Here is a 21,574-nt window from a genome sequence, read left to right on the forward strand (position 1 = left end):
TTTCTGCTTCTGGTTTTTCTACTTCTGGTTGTTTCTCTTCATTTTTAATTTGTTCAAGTTTATCTTGTTCAAATAAAAGTTGTACATCATGCGTTTGCTTATAATTTCTTGATGCCATTTCGATAAATACTTTTGTATTTAGTTTTTTAGATAAATCGTTTACTTCAAACTCTACTACTCTTGTATCTTTTTCCGTATCCTCACTTACTACTTTTGCATCAACAAATGTGCCATCTTTTTCCGTTTGAAAATTTTTAATTAATGAGCTACTTTTTAATGTTACAATTGCTTTTTTCTTACCGTTTTCTACTTTTAATACTCCTGGATTTACCATGTAAGTATTCATCTTAGATTCTTCATCTGTTTGATCTTTTAACACTTTAAATGGAATGCTGTACGCACCATCTGTAATTGTGTTAGAATTTGGTTGTTGATCTGGGTCAGGCTTTTGGTCGGGCTTCTGACTTGGATCCGGTTTTTCATTTGGATCTGGCTTATTAGCTGGGTCCTCTTTTTCATTTGGTTGTTCCACATGAATTGGTGTAATACTATTTTGATCAAATGCAATACGAACGTCGTACTCATGATGATAATTTAAAAAATCAATATCTACTTTTACTTTTGCATTTAATACCTTCTCTACATCTTCTACATCAAATTCTACTACTCTTGTATCTTTTTCTTTATCTTCACTAATTACATTTGTCGCAACTAGCTTACCTGCTTTTTCTGTTTCAAACTTCGTAATCCATGAACTATTCGTTAATGTAAAGGATACTTTCTTTTTCCCATCCTTCACTTTTAAAGTTCCCGGACTTACTGAATATTGATTCATCATCGATTCTTCATCTGATGTATCTTTTAAAACTTTGAACCCAATTGAATATTCACCGTCAGCCAACTTGGTAGCTGCTTGAACTGCAAGTGGTTGTAATGTTGATACGAATGTAAATATCATTAAAAACATAGCAACAATAATTTTTGTATACCTGTTCAATGGAACGACTCTCCCTTTTGAAAATTATTTAATACTGCTCCCATCAAATACAAAGCGAATATCATACGAAGCATTATAATTAATAATTGGAATATTAATTTTCACCTTTCCATTTAGTTTTTTTGACAAGTCAGCAACTTCAAATTCTACTACTCTAGTATTATCTTTTTTGTTTTCACTTAACACGGTTGTTTCTACAAATTGACCATCTTTTTCTACTTGGAAACTTTTAATAGAAGCACTATCTTTCACTTTAAATGAAACGTATTGTTTTCCATTTTTAACTGTTAATGTTGCTGGGCTTTCAAAATAACTATTCATTCTAGACGATTCATCTTTATCGCCTTTCCATACAGTAAAAGCAATATTATATTTTCCATCAGCTAGTTTTGTAGCAGCCTTTGCATCTTGTAAACCTAGTGTTGCGATAAACGTAAATAAAACAGCAAATACGGCAATAATCATTTTAAATTGTTTAAACATATATTCATCACCCTTCAAAAGATTTATTTACTCAACTTCACTTTACGAATTAAGAAAGCACCTGAAATAAGAATTAACGCTGCAAACAATCCAATACGTGCTTCATCGCCTGTTTTTGGGTTATCTGTTTTTTCAGCTTTTCCATTTTCATTTTTTGTTTCTTTGTTCACTTCTTTAGCTGTTTCCTTACTCTCTACTTTTGTTTTCTCTTCTTTTACATGTGTATCTGTTTTCGCTTGATCATTATTTTTTTTTGTAGCAGCTACGCCGTTATCGCCACCTACAGCTTTTACATTTGCATCAAATGCAAAACGAATTGTGTAGTGGTGGTCATAGTTTGCATTTGGTACAACAACATGAATTTTTACAGCTGCCGGTTTAGATAAATCATCTACTTTAAACTCTACTGTTCTTTTATCTGCCGATTCATCTTTACTAACAACTTTCGCATCAACAAAATTCCCGTTCTCTGGTGCTTTAAATTCTGTAATCCAAGCACTATGATTCATCGGAACTTGTACTCTCATCTCACCGTTTTTCACTATTAATTTTGCCGGCTTTTCAAAATAGTCATTTGCCATTGAAGCTGAATCATTTTCCGCTTTTTGAATTACGTAATTAATATCGTAAGTACCATCAGCTAGTTTTGCTGATACATTCCCGTATGGCATTACAAGAAAAGCTAACATACATACGAACGTTATAATAAAAGCAGGTAATACAGAAACCTTTTTCATTTTTCTTGTTTCCTCCTTGGTTATCTTTCATTTCACTTTTTGAAAATGATAATTATTCTCAATTCATAAGAAAAAAATAATCTCTTCTACCTATTATTTAATTAGCATTCTTTTATGTAACATAAGTATTATTGATTATCATTCTCATTAAATATTAAAAATAATATCTCACCCTATTCCTTATACGAAGGCATAGAAACTGAGAAAAAATGATAAAACGTATTTATTGATTATCATTCTCAATGCAAATCAAAAAAAATAAACTATCTCTTCTCCTCTTCTTTCACCTCTTCCCATAACAACACTATAGTTATAGAAACCCCTTTTCCCTCACTTCCCTTCCAATATTTCCACAACTAAGTCAATCTTAGCCTACTCATAAATTTTTTGTCAACTATATTACGTATAAAATTTTTAATATCTGAATTTCTCTATATGCGGCTTTTTTTACAAAAAAGAGACTTTCTATTATAGAAAGTCTCTTTTCTCTATTTCTCTACAGCAATTTCCTGCTTTTGAAACTTAGAAACTATATAACCAAATCCTATACCGATTATGCCTGGAACTAACCAACCAATTCCTACACTATATAATGGAATCTTATCTAAAATAGGTGCTAGCGCTGCAATTTGAAGGTTTGCATTGTGTAATCCATCAAAGAAACTTATTGCAAATGCTCCTACAATCCCGCCCACATACATCGCTAATGGAAGACGAACGTAGTTTTCAACAAGTGATAATACGATAAGTACGATTCCAATTGGATAAATTGCGATTAAGATTGGTAATGCTAATGCATTTAACTGAGTTAACCCAAGGTTTGCTACCATAAATGCTAATACACAGAAAATGAAAACGACTTTTTGATAAGAAAGCTTTGGTAATAAGGAAGAGAAGTAATCACCACAAGCTGCAACAATACCTACAGAAGTTGTTAAACATGCTGCTGTAATTGCGATCCCTAATAATAAAGTTCCGTAGCTACCAAATAAATGATTCACGACATTTGTTAAAATAATTCCTCCGTTTGCACCCATTCCAAGTGACACACTAGAAGCTCCAAGATAAGCAAGTGCTAAATACACAAGTAGTAGACCAAGCGCTGCAATAAATCCTGCAAAGATTGTTACTTTTGCAATACTGTTTTTATTTGTAATGCCTTTTTCTTTTAACGCATGAATTACAACATTTCCGAATACCAGTGCTGCAAGTCCATCTAAAGTTAAATATCCATCAATAAATCCTTTGAAGAGAGGAGCACTATACGCTTCTGTTGGTGCACCAAATTCTCCAATTGGTGTAATAAGTGCTTTACCTACGATAATTGCAATAACAGCTAATAATATTGGAGTTAGCACCTTACCAATACGACCCACTAATTTCGAAGGATTTAAAGCTAAATAGAAAGTGACTGCAAAGAAAATAAGTGTAAAGATAACAAGTGGATATGACTGACCAGCTATCTCACTTGGTAAAAACGGTGCAACACTCATCTCATAAGCTACTGTTCCTGTACGCGGCACACTTACGAATACGCCTAAACATAAATAAATTGCAGTGATAAAAACAAGTGCGAATATAGGATGTACACGTCCTGCTAGCTCATTAATATCTCCCTTTAAAGCTATAACAATTACTCCTAATAAAGGTAGTCCAACGCCTGTTACGATAAAACCAAACAGCGCGATCCATACGTCCGTTCCAGCACCTTGCCCTAACGCTGGTGGAAAAATCATATTACCTGCACCAAAAAACAGTGCAAATAACATTAAACTTATTGCAAACATCTCTGAAAACTTTAAAGATGATTTCATTTCTACTAACCTCCTAAAATAATAAATTAACAAAATATTCTGAATTAAAATCCGTCACATATCCTCTTTCAAGCATACTTCCCCGTAAAAGAACGCAAAAAACACCCGTCCCTAACAAAGGGACGAGTGTTGAAATCGTGGTTCCACCCTTATTCTAATAAAATGAATTTATAACGAAATAAGCTCATTTTATAGCTCGTGTAAATTGATAACGGTTTTATCCGCCAAGAATTACAATGCATCATGTATGCAGTTCACTCTTGAAGTTTAGAGGTGGTAAGCTTGTCTTTTCGTATTAGGAAGCTCACAGCCTAAGGCTTCCCTCTCTGAGAATCGTAAAATACAACTCATGTCCTCATCATTACTTTTATAAAATATCTTGTCGAAACTTGTTGTTTTTTATTATATGGGCTATTTTTTAAAAAATCAATAGTTTTATTTTTTCTGACAAAAAAAATATAGGGAGAAAATTTTCCCTCCCTATAACTGCCCTATTAAAATTTCTAACTCTTCAGCTGTAACGCTCCGCCACTTTCCAACTTCAAGCTCATTTAGCTCTATATTCATAATGCGTACTCGCTTTAGCTTTATTACAGTAAACCCGAAAGCTCGACTCATTCTACGAATTTGCCTGTTCATTCCTTGCGTTAAAACAATACGAAATGTTGATTGATCGACTCTTGTCACTTTGCACGGCTTCGTCATTCCATCTTTAATCTTTACACCGCTGGACATCTCATCAATAAACCAGTCCGTAAAAGGTTTATCGACTGTGACAACATATTCCTTCTCGTGCTCATGATCACCATGTAAAATTCGATTCGCAATGCCGCCGTCATTCGTTAATAAGATAAGTCCTTCCGATGCTTTATCTAATCGTCCAACTGGAAAGATTCGCTCTGGATAATTGATATAATCAATAATATTATCTTCAATATGATCAGCTGCTGTACAAGTAATTCCGACTGGTTTATGAAAGGCTATGTACACCTTTTCTTTCTCTTCTTTTACAATAACTTGCCCATCAATCGTTACAACATCACCATCGCTCACAAGTTCACCGTGCGTACATATTTCACCATTAATAGCCACGCGTCCAGCTTTAATGAGGCGATCTGTTTCACGTCTGGAGCATGATTTTGCTTCGCTTATGTATTGGTTGATTTTCATGTTCTATTCCTTTTCACATATATTAAAAGCGTCAATCTATGGCAATATCATTCTGCCACGATTGACGCTTTTTCACTTCGCAAAAACAACTAAATAAATAACCCCAATCACCAAAAATATTCCGCAACAAGCTAACAATACTTTTGCAAGTTTGTCCATAAACATATAATGGTTTCCCCTTTGTTTCGTTGTTTTCTATTTTAATTCGACAACTGTTACGCCTAGGCCTCCCTCGCCCATGTCACCGTAACGGAAGGTTTTTACACCGCGATGCTTCTTCAAGTAATCTTGTACACCTTGGCGAAGTGCTCCTGTCCCCTTACCGTGAATAATTGATACGCGAGGATAGCTTGCAAGCTGGGCATCGTCTAAGTATTTCTCAACGCGCGCCATTGCATTTTCAAATCGTTCACCACGAAGGTCAAGTTCTAATGAAACGTGATAGTCTCTACCTTTTACCGTTGCAACTGCTTTTTTCTCTGTTTGCTTCGGTGTGTTAATGTATTCCATGTTAGATTCTTTTACTTTCATCTTCAGAATACCGATTTGTACGCTCCACTCAGTATCGCTTACTTTTTCAAGTAATTGACCTTTTTGACCGAACGTTAATACTTTTACTTCATCACCTGCACGTAACTGTTGCTTCGGCGCAGTGTTTTTCACGTTTACTTTTTGTTTCTTAACAAGCTCTGGTGCTGCGCCTTCTAGACGGCTCTTCGCTTCAATTAACTCGTGATCTTTCACGTTTGCAAGCTGTGCTTTACGCAATTGACGAAGTTCTTGAATAATGCCTTCTGCTTCTTTCTTTGCGGCTTCGACTTTTTCTTCCCCTTCTTTTTGCGCTTTTAATAATCGTTCATCGCGATCTTCGTTAAATTCAATGATTTGACGTTGTAATTCACGATGAAGTTTTTCAGATTGTTTGCGAAGTGCTTCTGCTTCGTTCCAGTCACGCTCTGCGTTCTTCTGGCTTTCTTCTAACTTCGCAATCATATTTTCAATTTTATTCGTATCTGTACTAATGTGGTTGCGTGCTTGGTCAATAACGCGATCAGATAATCCAAGACGTTTCGAAATTTCAAAGGCATTACTACGGCCTGGTACACCGATTAATAATTTATAAGTTGGACTTAATGTATTTACATCAAACTCAACACTCGCATTAATAACTTGCTCACGGTTATATCCGTATGCTTTTAATTCTGGATAATGCGTCGTTGCAACAACGCGAGCACCGCGATTACATACTTCATCTAAAATCGAAATTGCTAGTGCAGCACCTTCTTGTGGGTCTGTTCCAGCACCTAATTCATCGAATAAAACTAAGCTTTCAAAATCAGCTTTTTCTAAAATATCAACGATGTTCACCATATGTGAGGAGAACGTACTTAAACTTTGTTCAATCGATTGCTCATCACCGATATCAGCAAATATATTTTTAAACACACAAATCTCTGACTCATCCATTACTGGAATGTGAAGACCAGATTGCGCCATTAAAACACAAATACCAACTGTTTTCAGCGTAACTGTTTTACCACCTGTATTCGGTCCTGTAATAACAATTGTCGTGAAATCTTTACCTAACATAATGTTATTTGGCACAATAATTTCTGGATCGATTAGCGGATGGCGAGCTTGTCTTAAATCCATATAACGCTCGTTATTTACGATTGGTTTCGTTGCTTTAATTCGCTTTGCATAAAAAGCTTTCGCAAAAATGAAATCAAGATTCGCAACTACTTCTACATTTGATAAAACGATATCGGCTTCTACTGCCACTTCTTCTGTTAACATCAATAAGATGCGTTCGACTTCTTGTTTCTCTTTCACACGAGCTTCTTGCAGTGCGTTATTTAATTCTACAATGACTTGCGGTTCAATAAATAACGTTTGTCCAGAAGCTGATTGATCGTGAACAATACCACCATATACGCCGCGGTATTCTTGTTTTACTGGGATTACGTAACGTTCGTTACGAATCGTTACAATCGAGTCAGACAGCATCTTTTGCGCATTTGAAGAGCGCGTCATATTTTCTAATTTTTCACGAATACGGCTTTCCGCAGTACGAATTTGAGTACGAATACCACGCAGTTTATCACTTGCGCTATCGACTACTTCACCACCGTCACCGATACAATTTGTAATTTTCTTTTCTAAATCATATAAAGATACAATTTGAGCGACGTGAGTTTCTAAAATCGGAAGCTCGACACCGTTATCAGCCATATCTTCAATGAAACGTTTCATATTACGACTACCATACATCGTATTCGCAATATCAAGTAATTCATTTGGACTTAACATACTCCCAATTTTTGCACGCTTCACATTTGAGCGAATATCCGTAATACCACCTAATGGTGCACTACCTTTTAAACGAATAACTTTCGCTGCTTCATCCGTTGTATCTTGCATTTCTACAATTTCTTCAAAATCAGTGCTCGGCACTAAATGCTTCACTTTGTCACGGCCAAGTGAAGAGGCTGTATGTTCAAGTAATTGTTCTTTTACTTTATTGTATTCTAATACACGCAACGTTCTTTCTAACATGTTGCAGGTCCCCCTTGCGTTACTTATTACGTTTAATATAGTCTAATAAACGTTCAATATCCCATGTGTTAATCACGTTATCTTTTTGAATCCAACCTTTACGTGCTGCTGCTACACCTGTTTCCATATCTTCCAACATTTCAAGTGTATGAGCATCTGTATTAATCGCTACTTTTACACCAGCATCTTGTGCTTGTTTTAATAATTTCGCGCTTAAATCTAGACGGTTCGGATTCGCATTTAATTCTAAAACTGTATTTGTCTCTTTTGCGAGTTCAATTAATAAATCTGTATCTACATCATAACCCTCACGGCGCCCGAGAAGACGTCCTGTCGGATGAGCAATCATTGTGACATGTTTATTCTCAAGTGCAGTACGCAGACGCTTCATGATCGTTTCACGGTCTTGTGAGAAGCTAGAGTGAATCGCTCCAATGACATAGTCTAATTCTTCTAATACTTCATCATCAAAATCAAGCGAGGCATCTGGTAAAATGTCCATTTCAATTCCGCGTAAAATTGTAATGTCTGGATACTTTTCATTCATACGTTCAATTTCTTTCGCTTGCTCACGAAGACGCTCTTTCGTTAAACCATTCGCTACTTTTAAGTATTGCGAGTGATCAGTAATCGCCATAAACTTATATCCACGAGCACGGCACGCTTGTACCATTTCTTCAATAGAAAAAGCACCGTCACTCCAAGTTGTATGCATATGTAAATCACCTTGTATATCGGAAAACTGAATTAAGTTCGGATACTCTTTAATTAATTCAATTTCTTTTCCATCTTCACGCACTTCTGGCGGAATAAATGGTAGACCGAAATGAGCAAAGAAGTCTTCTTCAGTCTCAAATGTTTTCACTTCACCTGTTTCTAAGTTCTCTACACCGTACTCACTAATTTTCTCGCCTTTATCTTTTGCGATTTGACGCATTTTTACGTTATGGTCTTTTGATCCTGTGAAATGGTGAAGTGTTGTAATAAACTCTTCTGGTTTTACTAAGCGGAAATCGATTGAAATATCATATTCATATTGAAGACGAACAGAAACTTTCGTATCCCCACTTGCGATTACCTCAATCATATTATCGAATTGTAGTAAATGCTCACGTACCGCTGCTGGTTCTGTCGTTGCAATGATAAAATCTAAATCTTTCACTGTTTCACGAACACGGCGCAAACTACCAGCGCGAGAGAAACGAATTACTTCAGCAATATTCGACAATTTCTCCTCTATTTCCCCGGCAATAGGCAATACCATCGCAATTGGTAAACGCTCTGGACGAGAGCCTACTTGATCGATTGCTTCTAATATTTTCTCTTCTGTCTTCTTACCGAAACCAGCTAAAGCTTGTACTTTATTTTCCTCACAAGCAGCTTTTAACGTCTCCATATCAATAACGCCTAGCTCTTTATATAACTTAGCCACCTTTTTACCACCAAGACCTGGTAGTTTTAATAACGGCAATAAGCTACTCGGTACTTCTTTTTCAAGTTCTTGTAATACTTCAGATGTTCCCGATTCTATATATTCTTGAATAACGGCTGCTGTTCCTTTTCCGATGCCCGGAATCTTTGTGAAATCTTCAATCTCAGAAAGACTACGATCGTCACTTTCTAATGCTGCTGCCGCTTTACGAAATGCAGATATTTTAAATGGATTCGCACCCTTTAGTTCCATAAAAAGCCCGATTGTCTCTAATAATTTGATAACTTGTTTTTTATTTACTTTCATCATTATCCCGCCTTTCTTTCATAGAAAAAAACTTCTCTTTCCGAAAAAAGAGAAGTTATACTCTGCTACCTGTCTGCCATAGTTCCTTCACCTTTTCAGATAGAATCGGTGTATCGTCTACAATTATTTTGCTAATTGATGATTTTTGTAATGGTGTTTGTACTTGTTCAATCGGAAGAATGTTTCCAATGATAATTAAGACAAACAAAACAATATATACTTCTAAAAATCCGAGGATTGCCCCCGCAAACGCATTTACTTGCTTTAAAACCGGTATTTCTGCAAACATATTTAACAAATTACCAAGTAATGAAAGTGCTATTTTTGTAATAATAAACAATATGATAAACGCAAGCGCTTGATAAAATACTGTCTCAATATTATTTGCATCAATCCATTCTGGAACAGATACGTTTTTATCAAATGGATACGGAATAAATTTCGCAAGTGCTGGCGCTAAATCTTTACAGTACCAGTATGCAACAAGGTATGCGATAATAAAGCTTGTTAACTTTACAAGTTGCAGAATAAACCCTCTGCGTAAGCCGAGGAAAAATCCCATAACAAGCAGTAAAATGATAATAATATCAATCATGTTATTCCATTCCTTTTTTTGTCATACTTTCTTTCAATTTCTCATGTTCTTCTTTTAATTTTATGTAATCGTGTATGACGTTTACCGCCGTCAATACCGCTAGTCTACTCGTGTCAAGCGAAGGATTCTTGGCATTGAGTTCGCGCATTTTATCATCCACAATCGCTGCTACCATGCGGATATGACTTGTACTTTCATCGCCAACAACTGAATATTGCTGACCATAGATTTCTACATTAATTCGACTTTTCTTTCCCTTTTGTTGTGACAACTCACCGGCCTCCAATCACGTACAGAATCCTAAAGTTTATCATACCATGAACCTTCATAATATGGAAACAGAAAGAACAATCCGATATGATAAAAATAACAATATAAAAAAAGGGGCGACCATTATGTCAAATTCTATCGTAATTCAAACAAATTCTACAGTAATTGAAGACATGAAACAACAATATAAACATTCGCTTAGCCCGAAAATTCCGCAAGGCGGTATCTTTATGGCTAAGGTGCCATCTTGCACGATTACAGCGTATAAATCTGGAAAAGTAATGTTCCAAGGAGGCCGCGCTGAAGCAGAAGCTTCTCGTTGGCAAACTGTCTCTCACGCGCCGAAAACAGCTGTAAAAAAATCTGTCGATTCCCATCGTTATGCGCCGCCTACTTCCATCAGTACAATGTCTATTGTAGGGTCTGATGAAGTTGGTACTGGTGATTTCTTTGGACCGATGACAGTCGTTGCTGTATATGTGGATGCGAAGCAAATTCCACTACTAAAAGAACTTGGTGTAAAAGACTCTAAAAACTTAAATGACGATCAAATTACTGCCATTGCGAAACAACTTCTACACGTTGTTCCTTACAGCTCTCTTGTCCTTCATAATGAAAAATATAACGAGCTATTTGATAAAGGCAACAACCAAGGTAAGTTAAAAGCCTTGCTACATAATAAAGCTATTACAAACTTATTAGCGAAAATGGCACCTACAAAACCTGAAGGCGTCTTAATCGACCAATTCACACAACCTGATACATACTACAAATATTTAGCAAAACAAAAACAGGTACAGCGTGAAAATGTTTATTTCGCTACAAAAGGTGAAAGCGTCCATTTAGCAGTAGCCGCTGCTTCTATTTTAGCTCGCTACTCATTCGTAAAACAGTTTGACGAACTAATTAAAAAAGCTGGTATGCCACTTCCGAAAGGTGCTGGTAAACAAGTTGATATCGCTGCTGCTAAATTAATTCAAAAGCTTGGTAAAGAACGATTACCCGAGTTTGTGAAACTGCATTTTGCTAATACGGAGAAGGCGCTTCGCTTATTAAAATAGTATCGACAAAAACAGGAGCCTACAAACTCCTGTTTTTGTTTCATCCTACTATTGTCCTTATAGTTTTGTTATAATTATAATATACAGATTATTCTAACATAGGAGGAGATCTACATTGCTACTTCTACAAATGATTCTAAATATTTTACTAGGTGATCCACATGAAAGACAGTTCGAAATTAGAGAAAACATTCAGCTACTAAGTGAACAGCCAGCTTTCAACGATTTAATAGAGCGCTACGGTCGATCTTTCTTATTAAACTTTCGGATTCGAAGATTTATCGGGAAACACGATGCACGCTTGTTAATACATAATCCAGCAAAACTACAACACTTCTGTGAAGAACTTGAATGTATGATTAGAAAAAGGAGGTTTTTCATATGAACGCTGTAAAAGTTAAAAAGCTACTATATGCTTTCGTACACCTCGTAGGCCCACTTTCTTACCTCACTATTTCTATCATTTGGGGAGCTTTTTTCACTACTAAATCCACATTCGAAAATATATCTGATAATCTTGGCGTGATGGCCATCTATTACGTGTTCATAAGTTTACTGTGGTTTTTCTATTTAGATCGATTAGACAAAGACATAAATAAGATTACAAAAGAAATTAACGATAATAAGATGTAACACATAACAAAGGAGAGCCCTTAAGACTCTCCTTTGTTATGTTAGCTTCGTTTCTGCTTCTTATTTGATGAAGATACTTTATGAGAACCTGTTTCATGTGTCGTCGTTCCTTGTCCTTCAACTTCTGGAGAACCTAGGCCCGATCTTGAATGATCTTTTTTCACTTTTTTACTCATTTATATTCACCCCTTCGCGTTACTTTTTGCTACGAGGGAATAAACTATACAATATGTAAAATAAAAAGCGAGAGGAAATCCTCTCGCTTTTTTTCATATTTTAGAATTCAGAAGAACCTGGAGTTCTTGGGAATGGAATTACGTCACGGATGTTAGCCATACCAGTGATGTACATTAGGAAGCGCTCGAAACCTAGACCGAATCCAGCGTGTTTTGTACCGCCGTATTTTCTAAGTTCTAAGTACCACCAGTAGTCCTCTTCGTTCATACCTAATTCTTTAATTCTGTCTACTAAAACGTCCATTCTTTCTTCACGTTGGCTTCCGCCGATTAATTCGCCGATGCCAGGAACTAGAAGGTCAGTAGCAGCTACTGTTTTACCGTCTTCATTTAAACGCATGTAGAATGCTTTAATGTCTTTCGGATAGTCAGTTACGAATACAGGGCGTTTGAAGATTTCTTCTGATAAGTATCTTTCGTGCTCTGTTTGTAAGTCAATTCCCCATTCTACTGGGTATTTGAAGTCAGCACCTGATTCTTGAAGCACTTTAATTGCTTCTGTATATGTGATGCGACCGAAGTCAGAGTTGATTACGTTGTTCATGCGCTCTAGAACTGTTTTATCAACGAAGCTGTTGAAGAATTCCATTTCTTCTGGTGCATGCTCTAATACGTATTTCATTGCATATTTCAGCATATCTTCTGTAAGGTTCATTACGTCACCTAGTTCAGCGAATGCAATCTCAGGCTCAACCATCCAGAACTCAGCAGCGTGACGAGTTGTGTTTGAGTTTTCTGCACGGAATGTAGGTCCGAATGTGTATACATCACGGAATGCTAATGCATAAGCTTCAGCGTTCAGCTGTCCACTTACTGTTAAGTTTGTTTCTTTACCGAAGAAGTCTTTTGACTCATCAACTTTTCCGTCTTCACCTTTTGGTAGGTTATTTAAATCTTGCGTTGTTACGCGGAACATTTCGCCAGCACCTTCTGTATCACTACCAGTGATGATTGGTGTGTGGACATGTACGAATCCACGCTCTTGGAAGAATTGGTGAATCGCAAATGCTGCGATAGAACGTACGCGGAACGTTGCAGAGAATGCATTTGTTCTTGGACGTAAGTGAGCGATTGTACGTAAGTATTCAAACGTATGACGCTTCTTTTGAAGTGGGTAATCAGAATCTGATAAGCCCTCGATATCAATTTTTTCTGCTTTAATTTCAAATGGTTGCTTCGCTCCCGGCGTTGCAATTACTTTACCTTCTACTTTAACTGAAGAGCTAAGTGGAAGTTTTGCAATTTCTTTGAAGTTCTCTAATTCTGTATCGAAAACGATTTGAACGCTTTTAAAGAAGCTACCGTCGTTTAATTCGATGAAACCAAATGCTTTTGAATCACGTAAGTTACGAATCCACCCTGATACTTGTACTGTTTGATCTGCATACTTTTCTGTATCTCTATACAGACTTTTTACTAATGTGTTTTCCATAGTGAAATTCTCCTTTGCTCATATATTTAAATACAAAAAAACCTTTCATCCATAAAGGGACGAAAGGTTAAACTTCGCGGTACCACCCAATTTGTCATAAAGACCAACTTTAACTCGTATGTAATACATACTTCCCGGTTTGTAACAGGCCGGATTCCCGTCTAAGTCTACTCTTGAATACAAAATTCAATTTCGGTTAGCAACTCCAAGGTGTTCTTCACATATACCGCCTCATCAGGCTCTCACCGTCCCTGACTCGCTTTGGATTATAGTATATACTACTTTTCCTTATCATCGTCTTTCATTTTGTTAAACTAAAATTAATGTACTACATTCGAGAAAAAGATGCAAGGTGTCGGAAAATATATGAGCGATTTTTGTAATATATCGACTTACCGACAGTGTCCGACAACCAATCCAATAAAAAAATTGCCGGAATGAATCCGGCAATTTTCTAATTACTTACGTAACTCCGCACCGAATTTCGCTTCTACCGTTGTTAGTACACGGTTATGTGCTTCTGTTACTTCTTCGTCTGTTAATGTACGTTCTGCATCGAAGTAAGTCATAGAGAATGCAAGTGATTTCTTGCCTTCTTCCATTTTTTCACCTTCGTATAAGTCGAATAGTGTTACGTCTTTCAGAAGTTCTCCGCCAGCTTCAGCAATGACTTGCTTCATTTCACCAGCTTTTGTTTCTTTTGTTACTACAACAGCCATGTCACGTGTCATAGATGGGAAACGTGGAATTGCTGAGTAGTAAGTTTCCTCAGCGTCTGCACCGAATACTTTTACAAGAGATAATTCAAATACGAATGTATTTTTCACATCTAATTGTTTTTCTGCTTCTGGGTGCAATTGACCGATGAAACCAATTACTTCGCCATCTAATACGATGTCAGCTGTACGGCCTGGGTGCATACCTTCACGTTTTGCTGGTGCATATGTGATTTGATTTGAAACGCCAAGCACGTCGAATAGTCCTTCTAGTACACCTTTCACAACGAAGAAGTCTACTACTTTCTTCTCACCTTGCCATGCATGGTGAAGAGCAAGACCTGTCATAACACCTGCAAGATGTTGTTCTTCTTTCGGAAGTTCTCCTTCTTCTGTCGGTAAGAAGATAGAACCTACTTCGTATAAAGCAACGCTGTCGTTTTTACGAGCGACATTGTATGAAACTGCTTCTAGTAATTGCGGTACTAAGCTTAAACGAAGTTGGCTACGTTCTTCACTCATTGGAAGTGCAAGACCTACAGGCGCCTTTTCGTTTGGCTCAACCATATATTGTTTCGCTTTGTCAGCGCTTGTTAATGAATACGTAATTGCTTCATATAAACCAGCACCCTCTAAGAAGCGGCGTACTTTACGACGTTTCGTTTGTGCTGATGTTAATTTACCACGAGTCATCGTTCCAGAAGGTAATGTAACTGGAATGTGGTCATAACCGTATAGACGGCCCACTTCTTCTACTAAGTCTTCTGAAATTGTAATATCAGGACGACGTGCTGGTACATTTACATGGAATGTTCCTTCTACTTCTGTAAATGGGAATTTCAAGTTTGTGAACATTGTACCCATTTCACTCGCAGAAATATTTGTACCTAATACACGGTTTACTTTTTCAGCAGTAACAGATACTGTACGCTCTTGTACTTGTAAGTTGTCAGCTTCTACTACACCTTCAAGTGCTTCACCGCCAGCATATTTCGCCATTAAAGCAGCTGCGTGTTGAATTGCTTCAAATGTACGTGTTGGATCGATTCCTTTTTCGAAACGTGCACTTGATTCACTACGAAGACCTAAGTCTTTTGATGTACGACGTACTGTTTGACCTGCAAAGTATGCAGACTCAATTAGAACGTTTACTGTCTCATTTGTAACTTCAGAATCCGCCCCGCCCATTACACCAGCAACAGCTAAAGCTTTCGTGCCGTTTGTAATTACAAGATGGTGGCTTTGTAATGTACGCTCTTGATCATCTAACGTTTCAATTTTTTCGCCTTCTTTTGCAAGACGAACAACGATTTCTTTTGAACCTAATTTATCGTAATCGAATGCATGTAACGGTTGACCGTATTCCATTAAAATGTAGTTTGTAATATCAACTACGTTGCTAATTGGACGAATGCCAGCTGCCATAAGACGAGTTTGCATCCACATTGGTGACGGACCAATCTTTACGTTTTTAACCATTTTTGCAATGTATAATGGGTTTTCTTCTTTCGCTTCTACGCTTACAGAAATATAATCAGAAGTTTTTTCTGCTGTTTCTTGTAAGTCGATAGCTGGAAGTTTTACTTCACGGCCATAAATAGCAGCTACTTCGTAAGCAACACCTAACATGTTTAGGCAATCTGCACGGTTTGGTGTTAAGCCAAGCTCAAGTACTTCATCGTGTAAGTTTAAAATTTCAAGTGCATCTGCACCAACTTCAGCGTCACTTGGGAAGATGAAGATACCATCTGCGTATTCTTTTGAAACTAACTTTCCATCAATACCAAGCTCTTGAAGAGCACAAACCATACCGTGAGAAGCTTCACCGCGTAGTTTTGCTTTTTTGATTTTGAAGTTACCAGGAAGTACAGCTCCAACTTTTGCAACTGGTACTTTTAAACCTTTTGCAATGTTAGCAGCTCCACAAATAATTTGAACTGGCTCTTCTTCACCGATATCGATTAAGCATTTGCTTAATTTATCAGCTTCTGGGTGTTTTTCACATTCTAATACGTGACCAACTACAACACCTTTTACACCTTTATTTAATACTTCAACGCCTTCTACTTCAATACCACTTTTCGTGATTTTGTCTGCTAGTTCTTGTGCTGTTACATCTTTAATATCTACATACTCTTGTAACCAACGATATGATACGAACATATTTATCCTCTCCTTCCCTTACGCTCGTTTGAATTGTTGTAAGAAACGTACATCATTTGTATAGAAATGACGAATGTCATCTACTCCGTATTTCAACATTGCGATACGCTCTGCGCCCATACCGAATGCGAAACCTTGATATTCTTTTGAATCATAACCAGCCATTTCAAGTACGTTCGGGTGAACCATACCTGCGCCTAGAATTTCAATCCAGCCAGTTCCTTTACAAGTGCCGCAACCTTTGCCATGACACATCATACAAGAAATATCCATCTCTACAGATGGCTCTGTGAATGGGAAGAAACTTGGACGAAGACGGATTTCACGATCTTCACCGAACATCTTTTTCACGAATACTTGCAGTGTACCTTTTAAGTCACTCATACGAATGTTTTTATCAATTACAAGACCTTCAATTTGCATGAACTGATGTGAATGCGTCGCATCGTCGTCATCACGGCGATACACTTTACCAGGACAAATAATTTTGATTGGGCCTTTTTCTTTATTATTTTCCATCGTACGTGCTTGCACAGAAGATGTATGTGTACGTAGTAACGTTTCTTCTGTAATGTAGAATGTATCTTGCATATCACGCGCTGGGTGATCTTTCGGTAAGTTTAGTGCTTCGAAGTTGTAGTAGTCTTTTTCTACTTCTGTTCCTTCAGCTACTTCATAACCCATACCGATGAATACATCTTCAATTTGCTCAACAACAGCTGTTAACGGATGGTGACAACCTGTTTCAACAGGACGACCTGGCAGTGTAACATCGATTGTTTCAGTAGCTAATTTCGCTTCGATTACTGCTTTTTCTAAGTTACTAATTTTGTCATCTAAACGCGTTTGAATCGCTTCACGCACTTCATTTACTAATGCTCCCATACGTGGACGCTCTTCTGCTGACAATTTTCCCATGCCGCGTAATACTTCTGTAATTGGGCCTTTTTTTCCTAAATACGCTACGCGTACGTCGTTTAAGCCCTTTAGCTCTTTCGCTTCTTCAATAAGCTCTAACGCTTTTTGCTTTAGCTCTTTTAAACGTGCTTCCATTTTGGAACCCTCCTAATTTTAAAAATAAAAAAACCTCGCTCCCAAAAAGGGACGAGGTAAATTCGCGGTACCACCCTAAATTGACAGAACAAGTCTGCCCACTCATTAGTTATAACGATCAATTCTGACCGGAACGCCTTTACATATACATGGTCCTGGCGTCAACTCCAGAGGTGAATTCACTTCCGTCTACCATAAGAATGCTTTCAGTCTACGGCACTCTCTCCCTATATGGCGATTTTGTAAGTTACTCTTCTCTATCAACGTTTTTCGTTATTTAACTTTTAATATAATGTACTTCAACTTATTATAAGAAGTTTTTTATTTGTTCGCAACCGGGCTTTGCAAATAATACGTTAAAATCCCTGCTGCAACCGCAACATTTAATGATTCTGCCCCGCCGTAAATCGGAATATACAAGTTTTGATCCGTTTTTGCAAGAATTTCTTGGCGTACGCCATTTCCTTCATTTCCTACAATTAATGCAAAACTGCCAGCCGGCGTTACTTCACCATACGGAACTCCATTTTCAAGAGCTGTTCCATATACAGGAACGTTGTTTTCTTTTAACTTGTCTACCCATTCTTCTAAGTTCCCTTTTACAATTGGTAAGTGGAAAATAGAGCCTTGTGTAGAGCGGAGTACTTTACTATTGTAAACATCAACACAACCTTCTCCAAGCACAACGGCGTGAATACCAGCTGCATCAGCTGTACGAATAATTGTTCCTAAATTACCTGGGTCTTGCAGGCCATCTAATAAAAGGAATTTCCCATCAGTAAGAGCTACTTCTTTCTCATGCTTCTCACAAACAGCAAATACACCTTGTGTCGTTTCTGTTTCACGAAGTATTTTGACAATCGCCTCAGGTACGATATACATTTCCACATCATTAACTGTCCAATCTTTCGGAAGGTCTGTCTGATCTGAAACGATAAGTTCTGTTACAATTCCTGCCTTCAAAGCTTCCTCGACTAAGTGGAATCCTTCTACAAAAAATAAACCTTTTTTATCGCGTTCTTTTTTCGTTTGCAACTTTTTCCACTGCTTTACACGCGGATTTTGTACTGAATCAATGTTTTTCATAATATGTATTTCCCTCTCTTCTTGTCTTATCATTATAGCCTATTTTTCATACATATTTACATAAAAAAGAACAAAAACTAACGTCAGTTTCAATTCTGAAGAAGAGGTGAAAGCAATGAGTTTTAATTTACGCGGTGCCGTATTAGCGAATGTATCTGGAAATTCACAAGATCAATTACAAGAAACAATCGTCGATGCAATTCAAAGCGGTGAAGAAAAAATGCTTCCAGGTCTTGGCGTTTTATTTGAAGTCATTTGGAAAAACGCTGATGAAAATGAAAAGCACGAAATGTTAGAAACACTAGAGCAAGGATTAAAAAAATAAGCAATTTGAAAATCACCTTTGCATAAGCTAAGGTGATTTTTTTGCAGAAAAATTTTTTCTTCTCCTAAACATTTCTACTTTACTAACGAACTATGATGGAGTACAATGTTCAAAATACATTTAAACCGATCGATTTTTCTTCATATACACCATAAGATAAAAGGAGTGAATGTTTTATGCACCGTATTACGCTTGAACAAATTTTTAAACACCACATTACACAAAAATACGTAAACCGTTCTGGAATGGTCCACGCGATCGCTGTCGCTTACCATGCGTTTCACCTAGCCAAAAAGCATCACGCCTCAGTCGATGCTGCCACAAAAGCTGGCTTCCTTCATGATATCGGACATCATACGTGGTACACAGGCGGCGAATGGGATTATGACTTATATAAAAAGAATGATATCCATGCAATTAAAGGTGCTGAAAGAGCACATAAATTACTTATTAGATTAGGAGAACATCCAAAACTAGCAAAAGAAATTTCTATTGCAATTCTTCTTCATACAGATTCTTTCTTAGTGGAACAAGAAATTGAAAGAACATCGCTTCAAAATATTATTAAATGGGCAGATGAAGCAGATGAAGAACCGGGCGGAGCGCATCATTATCGAACAATTTCTTATGAAAAAGCACTTAAAGCAATTCAGCAATTAGATCGATTGGTAGAGCGTGAATTGCAAATAGAGCAAGCAAAATTGAATAACAAGACAGAACATAGTTATCAATGAGAAAGAGGCATCACTACAGGGTGATACCTCTTTTATTATTTTATGGAAAATACACCTTTATATGTAATATTTAAATATTACGCCTGAAAACAAAATACCTTATAATTAAATATACAAATATAAAGAGGTGATTCTACATATGCAACCCGCTACACAACTTTCTAATGAACAGAAATACTCTATGTCATGGGGACAATTTATTAGCTCCGTTGTATTCGCTTTTTTCGGAACCGGACTTATTACTGTGTTCTTCGCAATGCCCTTAACAATTTATACAGCCGGTCTTACAGATAAAAAACAAATTGCCCTGTATGAATCTATCGTAAATACTGCAAGTATTGTATTACAGCTAGCCGTGTTGTTATTCTTCATTTTTAAATTCGAACCCGCAAAAAAATTACTACTACAATCATTTAACTTTAAAGCACTGAGAGAATGGCGTACATACGTATACTTACTTCTTTTCTTCGCTATAAACATTTTACTCAATTACATCTTGTTAAATTATGTGTTCCAAGACGCAACAAAGCAGCAATCTTCCGCACTAAACTTAGATGTCTTTAAGCAGTATCAAATATTATTACTTCTCGGCTTTGCAATACTCACACCAATTTTTGAAGAGCTTATTTTCCGTGGCTTTATACTTCGCTTTTTCTCAGAACGCTTCCCATTTTGGATTGCAGCGATTATAACAAGCTTCTTCTTCGGTATCGCTCATACATACTCACTTGGCGTAATGGTCATTACTTTCTTCATGGGATTATTAATGGCTATTTTATGTAAAAAAACAAAATCCATTATTCCAGCTATGTTATTTCATATTATGAATAATTTGTTGGCATTCTTGAATTAGAAAGAGGTATCCTCACGATACCTCTTTTATTAATTCGTATGATCACTTCTCATCTCTATCAATTTATACATATTTATTAATAATATCCAAAATAAACCTCATGTAGTAAAATATAACTTAATTCATATAAGGGAGTTTACATATGTTCAGTGTTATTTGGATGCTTTTCACGCCACTTCTCTTACTATGCGGGATTGCTGGTGGTATTTTTTTAATAGTAACAGGAATTAAATATCGGAAATTACTAGTTGGTTTAATGGGGCTACTTAGCCTATCCTTTGTCACACTACCTTTTGTTTTTTTAAGTATAGGAATTAATATGGATACAATCTTCCCCATTCCAACTGCTCTTTACTGGACCCTATTTTCTTTAACTGGATTATTAGCAGGGATAAGTGGATTCCAAGCAAAAATTAAAAGTATACGTAATATGGGATTCATTATTTTTATCGCTGGTATATTAGGAGTTATCTTCTGGGTACTCATGTCTGTAGGTGATTGATTCTATATATAACTTTTTTCGAAACCCACAAATCGGAGGTAATACAGAAGTGTTCGGAATATTAATTTGGATGATTTTAGCTTTTACTTTAATGTTATGCGAATTCATCGTCGGTATTTTTTTAATTATTTCTGGTATGAAATGTCGTAAATCATTTACTATTATAGCTGGTTTCATTAGCATATCTCTTATCGTTGTTCCTATCATTTGTATAGGTTATGGAATAGACTTAGAGGGGATGATTCCAATTTCAGGAACTTTATATTGGGGTCTCTTCTCTTTAGCTGGACTATTAGCTATTATAAGCGGCAGACAAATATCAAGTATTCGTGCTATGGGAACAATTTTGTTTATAACAGGGCTGTGCTCCGTAGCTGGTTACCAGCTTTTATATTTAACTGCATAAAGAACACAAAAAAG

Annotated in this window: 22 protein-coding genes and 3 other annotated features; of the genes, 8 read left to right on the plus strand and 14 right to left on the minus strand. The window is 36.7% G+C overall.

The features are described from left to right. The 9 genes from HMPREF2590_RS10785 to zapA form a co-directional block, all read right to left on the minus strand. On the minus strand, positions 1-997 hold a 997-nt coding region (locus tag HMPREF2590_RS10785; protein ID WP_176748655.1), incomplete at its 3' end, for an NEAT domain-containing protein. A 24-nt stretch (positions 998-1,021) separates the two neighbouring features. Beyond that, positions 1,022-1,480 (minus strand): NEAT domain-containing protein, encoded by a 459-nt coding sequence (locus tag HMPREF2590_RS10790; protein WP_000476165.1) that lies wholly within the window; start codon positions 1,478-1,480, stop codon positions 1,022-1,024. A 23-nt stretch (positions 1,481-1,503) separates the two neighbouring features. Beyond that, positions 1,504-2,217, minus strand: a complete 714-nt coding sequence (isdC, locus tag HMPREF2590_RS10795; protein ID WP_000757960.1) for a heme uptake protein IsdC — start codon at positions 2,215-2,217, stop codon at positions 1,504-1,506. Positions 2,218-2,705: 488 nt separating this feature from the next. After that, positions 2,706-4,031, minus strand: a complete 1,326-nt coding sequence (gene brnQ6, locus HMPREF2590_RS10800; protein WP_000842650.1) for a branched-chain amino acid transport system II carrier protein BrnQ6 — start codon at positions 4,029-4,031, stop codon at positions 2,706-2,708. Positions 4,032-4,146: 115 nt separating this feature from the next. Then, positions 4,147-4,402, minus strand: a binding site (T-box leader). A 109-nt stretch (positions 4,403-4,511) separates the two neighbouring features. After that, on the minus strand, positions 4,512-5,201 hold the full coding sequence (locus tag HMPREF2590_RS10805; protein WP_000700746.1) for a 23S rRNA pseudouridine(2604) synthase RluF: 690 nt from the start codon (positions 5,199-5,201) through the stop codon (positions 4,512-4,514). Positions 5,202-5,396: 195 nt separating this feature from the next. Continuing rightward, positions 5,397-7,757 (minus strand): endonuclease MutS2, encoded by a 2,361-nt coding sequence (locus HMPREF2590_RS10815; protein ID WP_000893716.1) that lies wholly within the window; start codon positions 7,755-7,757, stop codon positions 5,397-5,399. 19 nt (positions 7,758-7,776) lie between these two features. Then, entirely contained in the window at positions 7,777-9,495 is a 1,719-nt protein-coding gene (gene polX / locus HMPREF2590_RS10820; protein WP_000867517.1) for a DNA polymerase/3'-5' exonuclease PolX, read from the minus strand. A 55-nt stretch (positions 9,496-9,550) separates the two neighbouring features. After that, the gene (locus HMPREF2590_RS10825; protein ID WP_000565412.1) at positions 9,551-10,090 is read right to left on the minus strand and encodes a CvpA family protein; all 540 of its coding nucleotides are present in this window, start codon (positions 10,088-10,090) and stop codon (positions 9,551-9,553) included. Position 10,091: 1 nt separating this feature from the next. Beyond that, a complete protein-coding gene (gene zapA / locus HMPREF2590_RS10830; RefSeq protein WP_000082701.1) occupies positions 10,092-10,361 on the minus strand; it encodes a cell division protein ZapA in 270 nt (89 codons plus the stop codon). 124 nt (positions 10,362-10,485) lie between these two features. Between zapA and rnhC the strand changes: the two genes are divergently transcribed. From rnhC to HMPREF2590_RS10845, 3 genes are all read left to right on the plus strand, one after another. After that, the gene (rnhC, locus tag HMPREF2590_RS10835) at positions 10,486-11,421 is read left to right on the plus strand and encodes a ribonuclease HIII (protein WP_000071569.1); all 936 of its coding nucleotides are present in this window, start codon (positions 10,486-10,488) and stop codon (positions 11,419-11,421) included. A gap of 115 nt (positions 11,422-11,536) precedes the next feature. Further along, a complete protein-coding gene (locus HMPREF2590_RS10840) occupies positions 11,537-11,806 on the plus strand; it encodes a hypothetical protein (RefSeq protein WP_000925537.1) in 270 nt (89 codons plus the stop codon). Further along, the gene (locus HMPREF2590_RS10845) at positions 11,803-12,054 is read left to right on the plus strand and encodes a hypothetical protein (protein WP_000994749.1); all 252 of its coding nucleotides are present in this window, start codon (positions 11,803-11,805) and stop codon (positions 12,052-12,054) included. The genes HMPREF2590_RS10840 and HMPREF2590_RS10845 overlap by 4 nt, the downstream gene beginning before the upstream one ends. A gap of 41 nt (positions 12,055-12,095) precedes the next feature. Here HMPREF2590_RS10845 and HMPREF2590_RS10850 read toward each other — a convergent pair whose 3' ends face one another. From HMPREF2590_RS10850 to HMPREF2590_RS10870, 5 genes are all read right to left on the minus strand, one after another. Further along, positions 12,096-12,230: a YuzL family protein gene (locus tag HMPREF2590_RS10850; RefSeq protein WP_000039590.1), complete on the minus strand. Its 135-nt coding sequence runs from the start codon at positions 12,228-12,230 to the stop codon at positions 12,096-12,098. A gap of 100 nt (positions 12,231-12,330) precedes the next feature. Continuing rightward, positions 12,331-13,722, minus strand: coding sequence for an asparagine--tRNA ligase (gene asnS, locus HMPREF2590_RS10855; RefSeq protein WP_000432177.1), 1,392 nt, complete (start codon positions 13,720-13,722; stop codon positions 12,331-12,333). Positions 13,723-13,774: 52 nt separating this feature from the next. Continuing rightward, positions 13,775-14,026 (minus strand) — a binding site (T-box leader). A 154-nt stretch (positions 14,027-14,180) separates the two neighbouring features. Continuing rightward, positions 14,181-16,601 carry a phenylalanine--tRNA ligase subunit beta gene (gene pheT, locus HMPREF2590_RS10860; protein ID WP_000498190.1) on the minus strand — a complete coding sequence of 807 codons (2,421 nt, stop codon included), beginning with the start codon at positions 16,599-16,601 and terminating at the stop codon, positions 14,181-14,183. Positions 16,602-16,619: 18 nt separating this feature from the next. Next, complete coding sequence (gene pheS / locus HMPREF2590_RS10865; RefSeq protein ID WP_000388219.1) at positions 16,620-17,654, minus strand: phenylalanine--tRNA ligase subunit alpha; 1,035 nt, start codon at positions 17,652-17,654, stop codon at positions 16,620-16,622. A 44-nt stretch (positions 17,655-17,698) separates the two neighbouring features. Continuing rightward, positions 17,699-17,927 (minus strand) — a binding site (T-box leader). Between the two features lie 48 nt (positions 17,928-17,975). Continuing rightward, complete coding sequence (locus tag HMPREF2590_RS10870) at positions 17,976-18,773, minus strand: TrmH family RNA methyltransferase (RefSeq protein WP_001986644.1); 798 nt, start codon at positions 18,771-18,773, stop codon at positions 17,976-17,978. Between the two features lie 82 nt (positions 18,774-18,855). On the opposite strand from HMPREF2590_RS10870, the gene sspI reads away from it, so the two are divergent. The 5 genes from sspI (at position 18,856) to HMPREF2590_RS10895 (ending at position 21,560) form a co-directional block, all read left to right on the plus strand. After that, complete coding sequence (gene sspI, locus HMPREF2590_RS10875) at positions 18,856-19,065, plus strand: small acid-soluble spore protein SspI (protein WP_000009509.1); 210 nt, start codon at positions 18,856-18,858, stop codon at positions 19,063-19,065. Between the two features lie 176 nt (positions 19,066-19,241). Next, on the plus strand, positions 19,242-19,799 hold the full coding sequence (locus HMPREF2590_RS10880; protein WP_000554786.1) for an HD domain-containing protein: 558 nt from the start codon (positions 19,242-19,244) through the stop codon (positions 19,797-19,799). Positions 19,800-19,938: 139 nt separating this feature from the next. Continuing rightward, a complete protein-coding gene (locus tag HMPREF2590_RS10885) occupies positions 19,939-20,652 on the plus strand; it encodes a CPBP family intramembrane glutamic endopeptidase (RefSeq protein WP_050822119.1) in 714 nt (237 codons plus the stop codon). Between the two features lie 142 nt (positions 20,653-20,794). Next, on the plus strand, positions 20,795-21,154 hold the full coding sequence (locus tag HMPREF2590_RS10890; RefSeq protein ID WP_000493174.1) for a hypothetical protein: 360 nt from the start codon (positions 20,795-20,797) through the stop codon (positions 21,152-21,154). A gap of 49 nt (positions 21,155-21,203) precedes the next feature. Then, entirely contained in the window at positions 21,204-21,560 is a 357-nt protein-coding gene (locus HMPREF2590_RS10895) for a hypothetical protein (RefSeq protein WP_009326389.1), read from the plus strand. Positions 21,561-21,574 lie beyond the last annotated feature (14 nt).

The sequence above is a fragment of the Bacillus sp. HMSC036E02 genome, assembly GCF_001836235.1.
Lineage (GTDB): Bacteria > Bacillota > Bacilli > Bacillales > Bacillaceae_G > Bacillus_A > Bacillus_A cereus.